A 15881-nucleotide genomic window follows, 5' to 3' on the forward strand; every position below is an offset into this window, starting at 1 on the left:
TTCTCATGCAAGAGGAACTCATGATCGTCGTCTCATCCGCCACCAGCAACACCGGTTCGGCCGTCGCCGAGGCGCTTCTCGCCGCCGGTGAACAGATCCGGGTGCTGGGCCGCAGTCTCGACCGCCTGCAGCGGTACGTCGACCGCGGCGCAGAAGCCGCAGTGATCCGCACCGGCGACCCCGGCAGCCTCCGCGAGGCCTTCGCCGGCGCCCGCGCCGGGTTCGTCATGATGGCGCCCGGCATCATCCCCCGCTGCGACGATTTCGCCGCCCACCAGCGACGCGTCATCAGCGCTCACCAGACAGCACTCGCCGGCCTCGACGGCCTCACGCGGATCGTCAGCCTGAGCGGATGGGCCGCCAACTACGCCGGCGCCCGTGGCCCGGTGTGGGGGCTGCGCCCGTTCGAAGAGGCGCTCGACACCCTGGCCGACGTGGAGGTGACCCACCTGCGGGCCGGCTGGTTCATGGAGAACGCGCTGCCGATGATCGAGGAGGTGCGCGCCACCGGCGTCGCCCGCGGACTCATCCCCGCGGACCTTCCGTTGCCGGCCATCGCGACGGCCGACATCGGGGCCGTCGCCGCCGACCTCCTCACCGGCCGCCGCGAGGCCCCCACCCGCACGCTCGAACTGCAGGGCCCGCGAGACCTCACCCCCGGTGAGATCACCGCCGCGATCGGCAAGGCCCTCGGACGGCCTGAGGCCCGCTACGAACAGATCGACGCCGCCACCATGCGCGACGGACTCCTCGCCGCGGGTTTCTCCGCCCACATGGCCGACGGCACCACCGCCATGACCCTCGACGTCGCCGAACGCCGGATCGTCATGACGCGGTCGCGTGACGCCGACACCGCGACGCCGACGACCTTCGAGGAGTTCCTCGCCCACGTCGCCGGCTGACACGGTCCGCCGGACGGCGGGCGGCTCAGTAGACCGAGATGTGCGGGTGGTCGTAGTGGTTGGCCGTGGTGCCGCCGCGGTCGGACATCGGCCGCCACGCGCCCGTCCTGACGTGCCAGATCCGCTGCCGGTAGATCACGTACATGATGCCGAGCCGTCTGGCGTTCTTGATGGCCCAGGCGGCGATCTCCTCGCCGCGCGCCGGCTCATCGCCTGACGGCATCGCGCCGCCGCGGCTCAGCATGAAGTCGCACGCCCGGCCGAGCGGGTGCTCGCCGCCGTCCTGGATCGGCCGATAACACCCGATCCCGTACGGCACCCCGAACCGGTCGGCGATGAGGTCGCGAACGAGCCGCATCCGCGGCGTGATGTTCTCCGACCCGTCGGGCAGTTCGGGCACCCACGTGCCGTCGGAGTTCCTGACCCCCGGGGCCGCGTGCAGCAGGTCGATCCGATCCTTGATCTTCTCGATCTGCTGCTCGGCCTTCTTCTTCCGCTCGCCCAGGTCGTCGACCGTGTCGGCCAGCTCCTCGGCGCGCTCGGTGGCCTCGTCGTTCGCCTTGCGGCGGTCGTCCATGACCTGGGCGTAGCCGTGCACCCTGGCGTCCTGCACATCGACCAGGTGCTGGACGAGCGCCATGCGGCCGAGCCGCGCCGACGGCTCGTCCTCGCCGGCCAGGAACGTGATCGGGTTCGGCTCGCCGCCGCCGGTGTACTGGGCGACGGCCATGGCGCGCAGGCTCGTGGAGTGGTGCTCGTACGTCTCCTCGGCGGTGGCCAGCTTCTCGCGCGCCGCCTTCTCCGCCTTGTCGGCCTCCTGGTGGGCGATGCGGCTCGCGTAGTACTCGGTGATGAGCTTGTCCGAGTCCTTCTGCAGGTCAGCGAGCTCCTTCTTGAGCTGCTTCACCGTCGGCCGGGGTTCGGCGCGCGCGGGGAGCGCGGCGAACAGGAGCCCGGTGGTCAACACGGGGGTGAGCAGCTTCGCCGGCAGTCCGGACAGCACGGCCCTGGCCCGCCATACGGCCACTCTTCTCCTCACACCGAGCCTCAGGGCATGTTCCGGCCGGGAGGTATCCGGGCTGGGGGCGCCCTCTATCCGGTGCACGATAGTAGGGGATCAGACGGCTATGACCGGCAAATTCACGACTTTTCGTTATGACGGCCTTTTCGTACCCTGCGGACCACGATCTGCCGGCCGAGCAGCACCGAGCCGGGCACGACCGCCAGCCCCAGGAGGCTGGAGCCGAGGCCGAGGCCGAGGTCGGCGTCCAGCAGCCCCCTGCCCTCGCCACTCAGCACAGGAAGGCCGAGCGACACGCTGACCGACACCGACAGCAGCGGCTCCCGCCGCCGCGCGGACGGCTCGGGCGCGGGGGGCGGCGGCTGCGTGGCGGGCGGCGGCTCCTCACCACCGCCCGGCGGGCGGGGCGGATCGGCGGGCGGACTCGCGGGCCGGGTCACCGGCGGGTTCGTGGGCCGGTCGGGCTCGGGAACCGTGGTCGCAGCACTGGGGGCGCTGCTGGGAACGCTGCTGGGAACGCTGCTCGGGGCCTGGCTGGGAGCACGGCTGGGGGCACGGCTGGGAGCCCGGGTGGGGGCGCTGCCTGGCTCGCGTGTCGTCGGCCTGACCCCGGGCCTGGCCGGCGCCGTCGCGGGAGCGCGGCTCGGTAATCCCGCGTACGTGACGACCGGTGTGACGGGCGCGACGGGCGACGGCGTGGCCGGTTCTGCCGGGGTGGTGGCCTCGTCCGGCGAGGGCTGTGGTGACGGCGTATTCGGTTCCTTCGCGGGAGGCGCGGACGGCGTGGCCGCGGCGGCGGGCGGCGTCGCGGGAGGCAGGGCGCTCCCGCCCGTGCCGCGCCACGGCGGCTCGTTCCAGATCACGAACGACGACGCCACCGCTGCCGCGGTGGCGACCACCAGTGCGCCGGTGACGGCGAGCTTGCCCGCGGGGGCGGCGAACGTGGTCCCGAACATGCCCGTGACGGTCTCCTCGCCGCCCGCGGGCGTGGGCAGCGCCTGCGGCAGCAGGGCCGCGAACGGCAGCATGAGCGCGGCGAGCCTCGCCCGGCCGCTCGGTTCCCACGCCTCGCCGTACGCGTTCAGAGCCGCTTCCTCGAGTTCGGCGAGGAACGCCTCGGCGCTCTCCGGCCGATCGGCCGGGTTCTTGGCCAGGCCGTGCTCGACCAGCGGGCGCAGCCGCTCGTCGATGCCCGCCATCGCGGGCGGCGCGTGCCGGTGCTGGAGGGCGAGCGCGGCGATGCTGTCGCCGGGGAAGCACCGCCGTCCGGTCAGGCACTCGTAGAAGACCAGGGTCGCGGCGTACACGTCGGAGGCCGGGCCGGCCGGGGCGTTGTCCCACTGCTCGGGCGCCATGTACGCGGGCGTCCCGACGAGCGGGGCCGTCTCCCCGGCGCGCGCGGACACGCCGAAGTCGACGAGCTTGCTGTCGCCGTCGTGGCCGACCAGGACGTTCTCGGGCTTGACGTCGCGGTGCACGATGCCGCGCCGGTGCGCCTCGGCCAGCCCGAGCAGCGCGCCCTTCAGCAGCAGGAGCGCCGCCTCGGGCCCGGTCGCGCCCTCGCTCTGCAGCATGCGCCGCAGCGTGGCGCCGTCGACCAGCTCCATCACGATGACGGCGTCGTCCTCGCCCTCGACGTAGTCGATGACGCGCGCGGTGTGCGGGCTGTCGATCTCACGGATCAGCTCGGCCTCAGCGCGGAACCGCGCCACGAACTCCTCGTCGGCGCGCAGCTCAGGCGACAGGTGCTTGATCGCGACCGGCACACCGTCGGAGTCGCGTCGCGCGAGCATGACCCGCCCGGTGCCGCCGTGCCCGAGTTCCCGGATCTCGTTGTAGCCGGGAACGTCCATGCCGCCCTCCCTGACCGGATAAAGATCCTTATGTCAGGAAAGCTAGCCGCTGTCACGCGGCGTGTCGAGCCCTTTCTGGGGAGTCACCGAACCAGCGCCGGTCGTCAGGCCGCCGGACGGGACGGCTGCGCGGCCAGGTACGCGCGGACGTTGCGGGCCGCCTCCCGCCCCGCGCGGTTGGCCCCGATCGTGCTGGCCGCCGGGCCGTATCCGGCGAGCTGCAGGCGGGGCTCCCTGATCACCTGGGTGCCGTCGACGCGGATGCCGCCCTGCGGCTCCCTCAGCCGCAGCGGCGCGAGATGGTCGAGGGCGGAGCGGAAGCCGGTGGCCCACACGACCGTGTCGGCGGGGACGTGCTCGCCGGAGGCCCAGGAGACGCCGTCCGGCACCAGGCGGTCGAACATCGGCAGGCGGTGCAGCGCGCCCTTGGCCAGCGCCTCGCGCAGGGCGACGCTGTAGCGCAGCCCGGTCACGCTGACCACGCTCTGCGGCGGCAGGCCGGCGCGTACGCGTTCCTCGACCTTGGCGACGGCCGCGCGCCTGGCCTCCTCGTCGAAGAACTCCTCCTCCAGCACGGGCGGGCGGCGCGTCACCCATGTGGTGGCCGCCGCCGCGTCCGCGATCTCCGACAGCACGTGCATCGCCGAGGCGCCGCCGCCGACCACCACCACCCGCCGCCCGGCGAACTCCTCCGGCCCCCGGTACGCGGCGTAGTGCAGCTGCCGCCCGGCGAAGACGTCACGCCCCGGGTAGTACGGCCAGTAGGGACGGGTCCACGTGCCGGTGGCGTTGACGACGGCCCGTGCCGCCCACCCGCCCGCGTCCGACTCGACGGCCAGGCGCTCGCCCGGCCCCGGCCGCACCGCTCTGACCAGTACCGGGCGCAGCACGTCGAGCCCGACCTCGCGCTCGTAGGCCGCGTAGTAGACGGGCACCACCTCGGCGGCCGGACGACGCCCGTCGGCGGCGGGGTCGCGGCGGGCGCCGGGCAGGTCGAAGATGCCGTGCACCTTCTCCATGGTGAGCGAGGGCGAACGGTGCCGCCAGGCCCCGCCCGGCCCGTCGTAGGCGTCCAGCACGACCGGCTCGAACCCGAAGCGGCGCAGGAAGTAGGCGCTGGACAGGCCCGCCTGTCCTGCTCCGATCACCACGACGTCGGTGTCCTCCACGCTGACCGTCAACCACCGCCATGGGCCGTCTCTTCCCCGCTGGTCAGGCCCTGCTCTCGGGGACGAGGGCCGTCGAGCCGCGTACCACGAGCTCGGTGGCGAGCTCCACGTGATGGGAGTCGACCCGCTCGCCCGCCGCGAGGCGCAGCGCGGTGCGCAGGGCGACGCCGCCCATCTCGCGCAGCGGCTGGCGGACGGTCGTCAGCGGCGGCGAGGTCAGCCGGGCGATCTGGGTGTCGTCGAAACCGACGATGCTGAGGTCCTCGGGGATGCGCAGTCCGCGCGCCCGCGCGGCCTCCATGATGCCGATGGCCATCTCGTCGCTGCCCGCGAAGATGGCCGTCGGCGGCCGGGGCAGGTCGAGGACGGCCGCGCCGCCCGCCAGCCCGGAGCGGTAGCGGAAGTGGCCCGAGCGCACGTAGCCGGGCAGCACCAGCGCGCCCTCCGCCTCCATGGCGGCGCGGTAGCCGTGCAGGCGCGCCTGGTTGCAGCCCGCCGTGGCCGGGCCACCGACGTAGGCGACGCGCCGGTGACCGAGGGAGAGCAGGTGGTGGGTCGCCGCCAGGCCGCCCGCGAAGTTGGTCGACCCCACGCTGGTCACGCGGGTGCGCGGCAGGTTGAGCGGGTCGATGAGCACCAGCGGCAGGCGCGCCCTGGCGAGGGCGGCGGGCTGCCTGGCGGTCATCTCGCTGGTCACCGCGATGAGCGCGCGGCGGCCGGCGGCGACGAGCGCCCGGGCCCAGGCCGTGGTGCGCTCGGCGCCGCCCCTGACGCTGACCACGATGCCGACGCCCGACTCCGCCCCGGCCGCCACCGCGCCCTGGACGATCTCCATGGAGTAGGCGTTCAGGTCGGCGTCGAACTGCAACTCCACCGTGGCCGCCCCCGGCGACTCGCGGCGTGGCGCCGGCGCCACGTAGTCGTGCTGGCGCAGCACCGCCTGCACGAGCGAGCGGGTGGCGGGCGAGACGTCGCTGCGGCCGTTCAGCACCTTGGAGACCGTGGCCACCGACACGCCGGCCGACGCGGCCACGGTGGCCAGAGTGGCCCTCCTAGGAGTGGCCGGCATCGTCACCCCCTCGCCGCCCGACAGCGTCGCCCACCGGTTGGACGTCCGCGGGGGTGACCAGCCGCCGGTCGTGGCCGACGTGCCGCGCCTGGCCGGTCAGCCGGACGACGCCCGTGCACGGCAGGTTGGCCGCGGACGTGCCGACGAGCACCTCGACGTCGCCGGGCTCGACGACGCGCCGCAGGTCGCGGCCGGTGAACGCGGTGCGGTCGGTGTGCACCGAGAAGCTGACCCGCGCGCTCCGCCCCGGCTCCAGGCTGACCCTGGCGAACCCGGCGAGCTGCTTCACCGGCCTGGTGACCTGCGCGAGCACGTCGTGCAGGTAGAGCTGGACGACCTCCTCGCCCGCGCGGCCACCGGTGTTGCGGACGGTGACGGACACGGTGAACTCGCCGTCGGTGGGCACCTTCGTGTCGCTCAGCCGCAGGTCGCCGACCTCGAACGTGGTGTAGGAGGAGCCGTAGCCGAACGGGAAGAGCGGGGTCGGGTCGAGGTTGCTGATGCCGTGGCTGTCGGTGCCCAGCGGCGGCTGCAGGTAGGTGCCCGGCTGCCCGCCGTGGGAGCGCGGGATCTGCACGGGCAGGCGGCCCGCGGGCTGGACCCGTCCGGACAGCACGCCGGCGATGGCCGCGCCGCCCTCCTCGCCCGGCATGAACGCCTGCACGAGCGCGGCGGCGCTCGCGTGCACCTCGCCCAGCGCGTACGGACGACCGGAGACGACGACCACGACGACGGGCGTGCCGGTGGCGGCGAGCTCGGCCAGCAGGTCGGCCTGGACGCCGGGCAGCCGCAGGTCCTCGGCGTCACAGCCCTCGCCCGAGGTGCCCTGCCCGAACAGGCCCGCGAGGTCGCCCACCACGGCCACGCACACGTCGGCGTCGCGGGCGGCGGCGAGCGCGTCCTGGAAGCCGGAGCGGTCGTCGCCGCGCACCTCGCAGCCCTTCTCGTAGCGGATCTCCGCCTCCGGGAGTTCCGCGCGCAGCGCGTCGAGCACGCTGGGCGCCTCGATGCCGAGGCCCAGGCCGGGGTGGCGGGGCAGGACGTGGTTGGGGAAGGCGTAGCAGCCCATGAACGTACGGGGGTCGTGGGCGCCCGGCCCGACGACAGCGACCCGGCGGGGCGCCTCACGGCCCTCGCCGGCCAGCGGCAGCGCGGTGCCGGCGTCGAGCAGGATGATCGAACGCTCGGCCAGCTCGCGGGCGAGGGCCCGGTTGTCGGGCGAGTCGAGGTCGACGGCGTCTGCCTCGGCGACGGAGCTCTCGGGCGTCCAGTCGGGGTCGAGCAGCCCCATCTGCACCTTCTGGGTGAGCAGGCGGCGGGCGGCGCGGTCGATCAGCGCCTCGGGCAGCTCGCCGGCGCGGACACGTTCGGCCAGGTGCGGGCCGTAGCCGAGGGTGTCGGGCAGCTCGACGTCGATGCCGGCGGCGAGCGCCTGCGCGCCGGCCTCGGCCGGGTCGGCGGCCACGCGGTGCATGGTGGCGAGGAACGGCACCGCCCAGTAGTCGGAGACCACCGTGCCGTCGAAGCCCCACTGCTCGCGCAGCACCTCGGTGAGCAGCCACGGGTCCGACGCGGCGGGCACGCCGTCGACGTCGGAGTAGGAGTTCATGACCGAACGCGCCCCGCCGAGGGCGATCGCCGTCTCGAACGGGGGCAGGATCATGTCCATCAGCTCGCGGCGGCCCATCGCCACGGGGCCGTGGTTGCGGGCGGCGCGGGAGGCGGAGTAGCCGGCGAAGTGCTTGAGGGTGGCGATGATCCCGGCGTTCTCCAGGCCGCGGACGTACGCGGCGCCGAGCATGGCGACGAGGTACGGGTCCTCGCCCATGGTCTCCTCGACCCGGCCCCACCGGTAGTCGCGCACCACGTCGAGCACCGGCGAGAGCCCCTGGTGCACGCCGAGCGCGCGCATGTCGCGGCCGATGGCGGCGGCCATCCGCTCGACCAGGCCGGGGTCGAACGTGGCCGCCCAGGCGATGGCCGCCGGGTAGACCGTGGCGCCGTAGGCGGTGAAGCCCGTCAGGCACTCCTCGTGGACGATCGCGGGGATGCCCAGCCGCGACCGCTCGATGACGGTCCGCTGCATCCGGACGACCTCGGCGGCGCCCTCGGCGGGCGTCACCGGGGCGCTGCCGTAGACGCGGGTGAGGTGGCCGAGGCCGTGGCGGGCCGCCTCCTCGAGGGGCACGGTGCCGGAGGCGGCGAAGACGTCCTGCATCGGCGCGACGTTGAGCGGCTCGGCGCCGGGCTCCGGTTCGGTCTCCTTCATGTCGTTGCCGACCCACCGGCTGCCGAGCTGGCCGATCTTCTCCTCCAGCGTCAACTCCCTAAGGAGCGCCTCGACTCGGTCGGCCACGGGCCGGCCCGGATCCTGCCACGGGCGCAGGGCGGAGTCTGCCGGTGGGGTCCGATCTAGGGCCGTCATGTACGTGCTCTCCTTAGGAAGTGCGGGTGCTGTCGGTAGTTTCGAAATGTTTCGACGTCGAGGACCGACCATCGCGCGGATCCTCTCGTCGCCGACGCCTCCGCCGCAAGGCCCGCGCGAAAGTACATTACACGTGACCCGCCCGATATCCAGCAGCATCAGGGCACAGCGGGTCTTGACACACCTATGGCATAAACCTAGATTGGCGAGCCACTCGGTCTTACCGAAAATGTTTCGGTGATCTGACATCAGGAGGACACGAGCAGGGCCTCGGCGTCATGCCAGGGCCACGGCCGCCGGCCACCACATCCGATGATCAACGAGCCGCGAACCCCAGCCCGCGGCACTCGAGTACGGAGATCAGCGTGGAGTCCAGGACAACGTCTCGCCGCACATTCCTCAGTCTCTCCATGGGCCTGCCCATGGGAGCAGCGCTCGCTGCCTGCGGCAGCTCCGGGCCTACCCAGGCCGGGGCCGGCGGCGGTGGCGGTGGCACGGGTGGCGGTGGTGCCGGTAGCGCCACCTACTGGTACCTGTCGACCCAGCCACAGGAGGGTGTGCGCACCCGCACCATCGAGCGGTTCAACAAGGCGAACCCGAACGGCAAGATCACGGGTACCACCTTCCAGAACGACGCCTTCAAGACCAAGATCAAGACGGCCATCGGCGCCGGCCAGGCCCCCACGCTCATCTGGGGCTGGGGCGGCGGCACGCTGCGCAGCTACGTGCAGGCGGGCCAGGTCGACGACCTCACCTCGTTCTTCGACGAGAACACGGCGCTGAAGGACCGGCTGTTCCCCTCGTCGTTCGGCGCGGCGACCATCGACGGCAAGATCTACGCGATGCCGTGCGAGACGATGCAGCCGATCGTCCTCTACTACGACAAGCGGGCCTTCGAGAAGATCAAGGCCGAGCCGCCGCAGTCGTGGGGCGACATCATGGCCCTGGTGCCCAAGTTCAACGCCGCGGGCATCGCGCCGTTCTCGCTCGGCGGCCAGTCCCGCTGGACCAACATGATGTGGCTGGAGTTCCTCTTCGACCGCATGGGCGGCCCCGAGGTGTTCCAGGCCGTCTTCGACGGTGAGAAGGACGCCTGGTCCAACCCCATCGCCATCGACGCCCTCACCAAGATGCAGGACCTCATCAAGGCCGACGGCTTCATCAAGGGCTTCTCGTCCATCACCGCCGACTCCAACGCCGACCAGGCGCTGCTCTACACCGGCAAGGCCGCGATGATGCTGCACGGCGGCTGGACGTACGGCGGCATGAAGCAGGACGGCGGCGACTTCGTCCCCGGCGGCAACCTCGGCTACATGAACTTCCCGCCGATCGACGGCGGCACGGGCGACCCGAGCAACACGGTCGGCAACCCCGGCCAGTACATCTCCATCTCCTCCAAGGCCACGCCCGAGCAGAAGGAGATCGCCAAGAAGTTCTTCACCACCGAGCTGATGGGCGACCAGGCCGTCAAGGAGTGGGTGGAGACCGGCGCGGTGCCGATCGTCAACGGCGCCGACAAGCAGTTCACCGGCAGCCCCGACGCCGACTTCCTCAACTTCGCCTACGGCATCGCCGCCAACGCGAAGACGTTCGCCCAGTCCTGGGACCAGGCGCTCAGCCCGACCGCGGCCGAGGTGCTGCTCGACAACATCGCCAAGCTGTTCCAGCTGTCGATCTCGCCGCAGCAGTTCACCGAGAACATGAACGCGGTCATCGGCAAGTGAGCGCGGTAGCGACCTCCGCCACGGCCTCCGCGAAGTCCGGCGACGACAGGGGCCGTGGCGGCTCGCTCTCCTGGATGGCCCTCCCGGCCCTCGTCTTCTTCGCCGGCTTCGCCGTGATCCCGCTGATCGGGGTCCTCGTCCTCAGCTTCACCTCCTGGGACGGTCTCGGCGACATCAACTTCGCCGGGTTCGACGCCTGGCGTGCCGTGCTGTCCGACCCCGGCCTGCCGCACGCCCTGTGGGTGACCTTCCTCGTGATGGCGGCGTCCTGGGCGGTGCAGACCCCCGCGAGCATCCTGCTCGGCGTGTTCCTGGCCGGGCAGCAGCGTTACCGCGCGGTGCTGTCGGTGCTGTACTTCATCCCGCTGCTGCTGAGCTCCGCGGCCATCGCGATCACGTACAAGGCGCTGCTCGACCCGAACTTCGGGCTCGGCGCCGGGCTGAAGCTGCCGCTGCTCACGCAGGACTGGCTGGGCGAGCCCCTGCTGGCCTTCGGCGTGGTGATCTTCGTGGTGTCCTGGCAGTTCATCCCGTTCCACTCGCTGATCTACCAGGGCGGCGTACGGCAGATCCCGCGCTCGATGTACGAGGCCGCCGAGCTCGACGGCGCGGGCCGGGTGCGCACGTTCTTCAGCATCACGCTGCCGCAGCTCAAGTACACGATCATCACGTCGTCGACGCTCATGGTCGCGGGTTCGCTGACCTTCTTCGACCTGATCTTCGTGCTGACCGCCGGCGGGCCAGGTGACGCGACGCGGGTGCTCGCCCTCGACATGTACAAGCGCGGGTTCCAGGCGAACCTGATGGGTCCGGCGAGCGCGATCGCGGTCATCCTCGTCTTCGTGGGTCTCGCCCTGGCGCTGTTCCTGCGCCGGCTCGGCGGGCGCGACGCCGGCCACAGCCAGCTGGATGGGATGTGACCATGGCGACCACCACTATCACCAGCGGCCCCAGGGAGACCCTCCCGGCCCCGGCCGGGCGACACCGCAACCGGCCGACCAGCCGGCGGCCCAACTGGCTGGCGGGCATCACCAGCTGGATCTGGCTCGCGATCGTGATCGTGCCGATCTACTGGATCGTCATCACGAGCTTCAAGACGCAGAGCAACTACTACCTGGAGAACCCGCTCGTCCCGCCGGGTGAGCCGACGCTGGCCAACTACGTGATGGTCATCGAGGCCGACTTCGTGCTGTACTTCGTGAACAGCCTGATCGTCACGCTCGGCGCGGTCATCCCGGCGGTGCTGGCGTCCTTCATGGCGTCGTACGCGATCGTGCGGGGCCGCGGCAGCCGGTTCCTGCGGTACACGAACTCGCTGTTCCTCATGGGCCTGGCCATTCCGCTGCAGGCGACGGTCATCCCGATCTACCTGATCATCATCCGGCTGGGTCTGTACGACACGTTGCTGGGCATGGTGCTGCCGTCGATCGCGTTCTCGATCCCGCTGTCGGTGCTGGTGCTGTCCAACTTCCTGCGCGACGTGCCGAAGGAGCTCTTCGACTCGATGCGCATCGACGGCGCCACCGAGACGAAGATGCTGTGGCGGCTGGCGTTCCCGCTGACCCGCCCGGCGGTCGTGACGGTCTCGGTGTACAACGCGCTGAACATCTGGAACGGATTCCTGCTGCCGCTGATCCTCACCCAGAGCCCCGACAAGCGGACCTTGCCGCTCGCGCTGTGGTCGTTCCAGGGGCAGTACAGCATCAACGTCCCGGCCGTGCTCGCCTCGGTCGTGCTGACGACGCTGCCCATCCTGGCCATCTACATCGTGGGCCGCCGGCAGCTGCTCAGCGGTCTGACCGCGGGCTTCGGCAAGTGAGTTCGGCCTCGTACCTGGTCAGGTGCTCGATGCCGGCCAGGTAAATGCGGTCGTCGCCGCGGGCGAGGTGCGCGCCGAACGCCTCGTCGCCCGCGGCGGCCCGCTCGCGCATGTGGCGGATCAGGTGGTCGAGCCGGGCGCGCGCCGTCTCCACCAGCGCCTTCCTGTCGTCGTCGCCCAGCCCGTACGCGTCGGCGAAGAGCCTCAGCCGCCGCCGCTGCTCCCCCACCGGCGGCGCGCCCTCCTGGCCCGGGACGCCCAGCGGCACGAACCGGTAGGCGGCGTAGGCGACGTCCCAGATCCTGGGCCCGGGGTGTGCGGTGTCGAAGTCGATGAACGCGACCGGCCGCCCCTCGCGGAACACGCAGTTGTACGTGGCCACGTCGCCGTGGCAGATCACCTCGGCCGGGCTGACCGGCGGGAAGTACCACTCGGCGCCGGGCGACGTGACGAACCCGGCGGTGGCGTCGTGGTAGTCGCGCAGCAGCCGGGCCGCGGCCGTCAGCGCGTCGTCGGTGCGGGCCCAGCCGGGCAGCGGATGGTCGGCGGTCGTCCCCGGCACGTAGTCGAGGACCTCCCGCCCGTGCTCGTCGACGCCGTGGCAGCGGGGCGCACCACCGAACCCGGCCGCCTCCAGGTGACGCAGAAGCGCATGCACGGCCGGCGTCCACGCCCCGACAGGCCGCCGCACGGTGCCCCCGACCCTCACGACGACGTTGACCCCGCCCCCCGCCAACACCTCTTCGCCACCCACCGCACTCCTCACCAAGATTCCGGCCCCACACAGCACTCGGCCGTACCCAGCCGACACCGGGCGCACGTAGCCGGGCCGCCCGCACGCCGGCACCTCCCCACAGCTCCACCGCCGTCTGGCGCTGAGGTCCCTTCAAGAGAAAGGGGGGACGCAACCAACGTCCCTTCACACACGTCAGACGGGCGTCCCCGTTGGCTGATGCGGTAACGCAGGCCCTGGGCGCATGTACGCGAGGGGTCACTCCGCCGGCCAGCATGCCACGCCACCACTACGCGCACCCTTTTCCCTCGATTCGCCGCACAACCCCCACAAACCCGTCTTCCTGGCCGGACGGCCCACCTGCCCCACACCGCGTCCCCTCACACACCCCGCCCCTGCGTTGCGGAGGCCCAGCTGGGGTTATCGCCCGCAGTAATCCGTTTGTGTATCGCCACAGCCCGCTGTCAGGATGAGGGCCCATGCGTCACCCTCTTGACACGCTGGACTGGCCGATTTCCACCGAGCGGCTGCTGTTGCGGCGGGCTGCCCCCGACGACCTGGACGCGACCTGGGCCTACCGGCGACTGCCGGAGACTCACGAATGGGTCGCGGCCGCCACAGAGACCTACGACGACTACCGCAAGCGTTTCCTCCGCGAGGAGCGGCTCGCAGACCTGCTCATCATCGAACTGGACGGCCGGGTGATCGGCGACCTGACACTGAGGGTCCAGGACGGTTGGGCCCAGGAAGAGGTCGCTGACCAGGCGAAAAGCGTCCAAGGAGAGCTTGGGTGGACGCTCGAACCCGCCTACGGCGGCAAGGGCTACGCCACCGAAGCCGTACGCGCCCTCATCGACATCTCCTTCAAGAGTCTTGGCCTGCGCCGCCTGCACGCGGACTGCTTCTACGACAACGAACCCTCGTGGCGGCTGATGGAGCGGGTCGGGATGCGCCGCGAGCAGCACACGGTGAGAGATTCACTCCATCGGACCAAGGGATGGCTCGACGGTCTCTCCTACGCGCTCCTGGCCGAGGAATGGTCCGCACGCGAGTGATCACGGCGGAGACGCTCGGGAGCCCTCGCCGGGACGAAGATCACGCGGCCGCTCAAAATCCGGGAGCTGCTGGTCAAGACCATGAAGCGCGCGGTTCGCGTAGCGACCCTGCAGGGGCGGCCCGAAGGGTCGTCGGCCCAGGGATCGCTGGCGCCCCTTGACCGGTGAGGACCCGCCGCCCCCTGCCTGCCTCAACGCTGTCTTCGGCACGGAGAGGCATTCAGACACCCTCCGGGGGAGGCGGCGCGGCTATCGTCGGGCAGCATGGAGATGGACCGCGTCGCCGTTGTCGGGTGTGGCGGGAGCGGTAAATCTCATCTCGCCCGGGAGCTCGGCCGCCTGCTGGGGGCGCCGGTCGTCCATCTCGACGCCGTGTACTACGACGACGAGTGGAACCCGCTGCCGAAGGACGCCTTCGAGGCGGTGCAGCGCGACCTCGTCGCGGAACCACGCTGGGTGATCGACGGCAACCACAACAGCTCGCTGCCCATCCGGCTGCAGGCGTGCGACACCGTCGTGATGATGGACGTGCCCACCCGAGCGGCCCTGTGGGGCATCGTCTCCCGCCGGCTGCGGCACGGCCCGGGCCAGCACAGCGCCGGCGTGTACAACCACCTCCACTGGGGCTTCATCTCCTACGTGGCGACGTACCGGCGCCGCATGCGACCCCAAGTGCTGGCGAAGATCGACGAATTCGCCGCCGGCAAGCGCGTGGTGTTCCTGACCGGTCGCGCCCATACGCGCCGCTGGCTGCGGCAGGTGGCCGCCGGCCGCTGACCCGCCCCACCGTCGCCGCCGAGCACGCCCGCGCGACGGGCCCGTCCACCCGTGCGTTCGGCGGCGACTGCGCCGAACGACTCGAACACGGCCGACGCGATACACGGCTCGCCCGGTGTGTCAGCACAGGATCGAGCAGCTATCCCATCAAACCAGTTTGATGTATCGTCCGAGGCATGGCGTCCGATCGAACCGCCCCACCGCCGTTCGTCCGGCTGGCCGCCCACGCGGTGCGCTGGCGGCTGCTGAGCGAGCTGGCGCGCAGCGACCTGCGCGTACGGGAGCTCGTGGACCTGGTCGGCGAGCCGCAGAATCTGGTCTCCTACCACCTGAGGCTGCTGCGTTCCAGCAAGCTGGTCACCGCCCGCCGCAGCAGCTTCGACGGCCGCGACAGCTACTACCATCTCGACCTCGACCGCTGCGCCGACGCGCTGGCCGATGCCGGCGCCGCCCTGCATCCCGCCCTGCGCCTGCTCCGCGCCGAGCCGGAAGAGGCTCCCGCATCGGAAACACCCTCCGTGCTGTTCATGTGCACCGGTAACAGCGCCCGCTCCCCCATCGCCGAGGCCCTGCTGCGTCACCGCGCCGGCGGCCGCGTCGAGGTCGCCAGCGCGGGCAGCCACCCCAGACCGCGCCTGCACCCCCACGCCGTACGCGTACTGCGTCAGCACTACGGCATCGACCTCACCGACCAGCGTCCACGCCACCTCGGCACGATGACCGGCCGCCGCTTCGACTACGTGATCAGCCTGTGCGACAAGGTCCGCGAGGCCTGCCCCGAGTTCGACGACCACCCCCGACGCCTGCACTGGAGCATCCCCGACCCTGACGCCGACGGGGGCGGATACCCCGCGTTCGACCGTACCGCCACGGACATCGACACCCGCGTCCGGCACCTGCACCCCATCCTGTTCCCCGCTCCACACGGAAAGGCCCAGCCATGACGACAACCGACCAGGTGGCCGGCGTCCGCTACCAGGTTCGTCCGCAGTGCTCCGGCCTTCAAGCCGGGGGTGAAGCGGACCCTCCCGCGTAGCGGAGCAAGATTCGCCGATTCGCCGCTGGGCGAACCGGCGTCACTCAGAGGTGTCGGGATGGTCTTGCCGGCTGGTCCACCACTCGTAGGGAACCAGGACCGCGTATGGTGTGCCGTTTCGCTCGACGATGGTGGCCTCACCAAGATAGTGGGCGGCGTTGACTCGGTCACCGAGTCGTTCCCTGGTTTCTCGAATACCCATGCGAACATCCATAGATCGAAGGGTACACTTATTACCATGCAGCTCCGGTACAACTTCCGCCTCTACCCGACGCCGGGTCAGCGCGCAGCGCTGGCC

14 protein-coding genes are annotated in these 15881 nt (G+C 71.5%); 8 read left to right on the top strand and 6 right to left on the bottom strand.

Going from position 1 to position 15881, the window contains the following annotated elements; genetic code table 11:
• The first annotated feature begins 20 nt into the window (after nt 1–20).
• Nucleotides 21–902, top strand: a complete 882-nt coding sequence (locus tag BLR04_RS34975) for an NAD(P)H-binding protein (protein ID WP_090773463.1) — start codon at nt 21–23, stop codon at nt 900–902.
• 25 nt (nt 903–927) lie between these two features.
• On the opposite strand, the gene BLR04_RS34980 is transcribed toward BLR04_RS34975, so the two are convergent.
• The 5 genes from BLR04_RS34980 to BLR04_RS35000 all read right to left on the bottom strand — a co-directional run bounded on the left by BLR04_RS34980 (nt 928) and on the right by BLR04_RS35000 (nt 8439).
• Nucleotides 928–1929 carry a coiled-coil domain-containing protein gene (locus BLR04_RS34980; protein WP_245740867.1) on the bottom strand — a complete coding sequence of 334 codons (1002 nt, stop codon included), beginning with the start codon at nt 1927–1929 and terminating at the stop codon, nt 928–930.
• Between the two features lie 113 nt (nt 1930–2042).
• On the bottom strand, nt 2043–3776 hold the full coding sequence (locus BLR04_RS34985) for a serine/threonine-protein kinase (RefSeq protein ID WP_090773464.1): 1734 nt from the start codon (nt 3774–3776) through the stop codon (nt 2043–2045).
• Between the two features lie 104 nt (nt 3777–3880).
• Nucleotides 3881–4957, bottom strand: a complete 1077-nt coding sequence (locus BLR04_RS34990; RefSeq protein ID WP_218129285.1) for an FAD-dependent oxidoreductase — start codon at nt 4955–4957, stop codon at nt 3881–3883.
• 31 nt (nt 4958–4988) lie between these two features.
• Nucleotides 4989–6014: a LacI family DNA-binding transcriptional regulator gene (locus tag BLR04_RS34995; protein ID WP_090773465.1), complete on the bottom strand. Its 1026-nt coding sequence runs from the start codon at nt 6012–6014 to the stop codon at nt 4989–4991.
• Nucleotides 5998–8439 (bottom strand): beta-xylosidase/alpha-l-arabinosidase, encoded by a 2442-nt coding sequence (locus tag BLR04_RS35000; RefSeq protein ID WP_090773466.1) that lies wholly within the window; start codon nt 8437–8439, stop codon nt 5998–6000. Before BLR04_RS35000 ends, BLR04_RS34995 begins: the two co-directional genes overlap by 17 nt.
• Nucleotides 8440–8996: 557 nt before the next feature.
• On the opposite strand from BLR04_RS35000, the gene BLR04_RS35005 reads away from it, so the two are divergent.
• The 3 genes from BLR04_RS35005 (at nt 8997) to BLR04_RS35015 (ending at nt 11982) form a co-directional block, all read left to right on the top strand.
• Nucleotides 8997–10163 (top strand): extracellular solute-binding protein, encoded by a 1167-nt coding sequence (locus BLR04_RS35005; protein WP_245740869.1) that lies wholly within the window; start codon nt 8997–8999, stop codon nt 10161–10163.
• Between the two features lie 74 nt (nt 10164–10237).
• A complete protein-coding gene (locus BLR04_RS35010; protein WP_090773478.1) occupies nt 10238–11083 on the top strand; it encodes a carbohydrate ABC transporter permease in 846 nt (281 codons plus the stop codon).
• 2 nt (nt 11084–11085) lie between these two features.
• Entirely contained in the window at nt 11086–11982 is an 897-nt protein-coding gene (locus BLR04_RS35015) for a carbohydrate ABC transporter permease (RefSeq protein ID WP_090773468.1), read from the top strand.
• Here the strand turns inward: BLR04_RS35015 and BLR04_RS35020 are convergent.
• Nucleotides 11951–12640 carry a phosphotransferase gene (locus BLR04_RS35020; protein WP_245740870.1) on the bottom strand — a complete coding sequence of 230 codons (690 nt, stop codon included), beginning with the start codon at nt 12638–12640 and terminating at the stop codon, nt 11951–11953. The genes BLR04_RS35015 and BLR04_RS35020 overlap by 32 nt on opposite strands.
• Before the next feature lie 554 nt (nt 12641–13194).
• Between BLR04_RS35020 and BLR04_RS35025 the strand changes: the two genes are divergently transcribed.
• From BLR04_RS35025 to BLR04_RS42900, 4 genes are all read left to right on the top strand, one after another.
• Nucleotides 13195–13770, top strand: coding sequence for a GNAT family N-acetyltransferase (locus BLR04_RS35025; protein ID WP_090773470.1), 576 nt, complete (start codon nt 13195–13197; stop codon nt 13768–13770).
• A gap of 264 nt (nt 13771–14034) precedes the next feature.
• Nucleotides 14035–14547, top strand: coding sequence for a P-loop NTPase family protein (locus tag BLR04_RS35030; protein ID WP_218129286.1), 513 nt, complete (start codon nt 14035–14037; stop codon nt 14545–14547).
• 176 nt (nt 14548–14723) lie between these two features.
• Nucleotides 14724–15491, top strand: coding sequence for an arsenate reductase/protein-tyrosine-phosphatase family protein (locus BLR04_RS42510; RefSeq protein WP_090773471.1), 768 nt, complete (start codon nt 14724–14726; stop codon nt 15489–15491).
• Between the two features lie 330 nt (nt 15492–15821).
• Nucleotides 15822–15881 (top strand): helix-turn-helix domain-containing protein (locus tag BLR04_RS42900; RefSeq protein WP_425413467.1); only part of this gene is annotated, 60 nt, incomplete at its 3' end.

It is taken from the genome of Nonomuraea maritima, assembly GCF_900100395.1.
GTDB classification, from domain to species: domain Bacteria; phylum Actinomycetota; class Actinomycetes; order Streptosporangiales; family Streptosporangiaceae; genus Nonomuraea; species Nonomuraea maritima.

Coding starts and splice junctions, on each gene's coding strand:
- BLR04_RS34975 (WP_090773463.1), top strand. CDS start 21: ATGATCGTCGTCTCATCCGCCACCAGCAACACCGGTTCGGCCGTCGCC.
- BLR04_RS34985 (WP_090773464.1), bottom strand. CDS start 3,776: ATGGACGTTCCCGGCTACAACGAGATCCGGGAACTCGGGCACGGCGGC.
- BLR04_RS34995 (WP_090773465.1), bottom strand. CDS start 6,014: ATGCCGGCCACTCCTAGGAGGGCCACTCTGGCCACCGTGGCCGCGTCG.
- BLR04_RS35000 (WP_090773466.1), bottom strand. CDS start 8,439: ATGACGGCCCTAGATCGGACCCCACCGGCAGACTCCGCCCTGCGCCCG.
- BLR04_RS35010 (WP_090773478.1), top strand. CDS start 10,238: ATGGCCCTCCCGGCCCTCGTCTTCTTCGCCGGCTTCGCCGTGATCCCG.
- BLR04_RS35015 (WP_090773468.1), top strand. CDS start 11,086: ATGGCGACCACCACTATCACCAGCGGCCCCAGGGAGACCCTCCCGGCC.
- BLR04_RS35025 (WP_090773470.1), top strand. CDS start 13,195: ATGCGTCACCCTCTTGACACGCTGGACTGGCCGATTTCCACCGAGCGG.
- BLR04_RS35030 (WP_218129286.1), top strand. CDS start 14,035: ATGGAGATGGACCGCGTCGCCGTTGTCGGGTGTGGCGGGAGCGGTAAA.
- BLR04_RS42510 (WP_090773471.1), top strand. CDS start 14,724: ATGGCGTCCGATCGAACCGCCCCACCGCCGTTCGTCCGGCTGGCCGCC.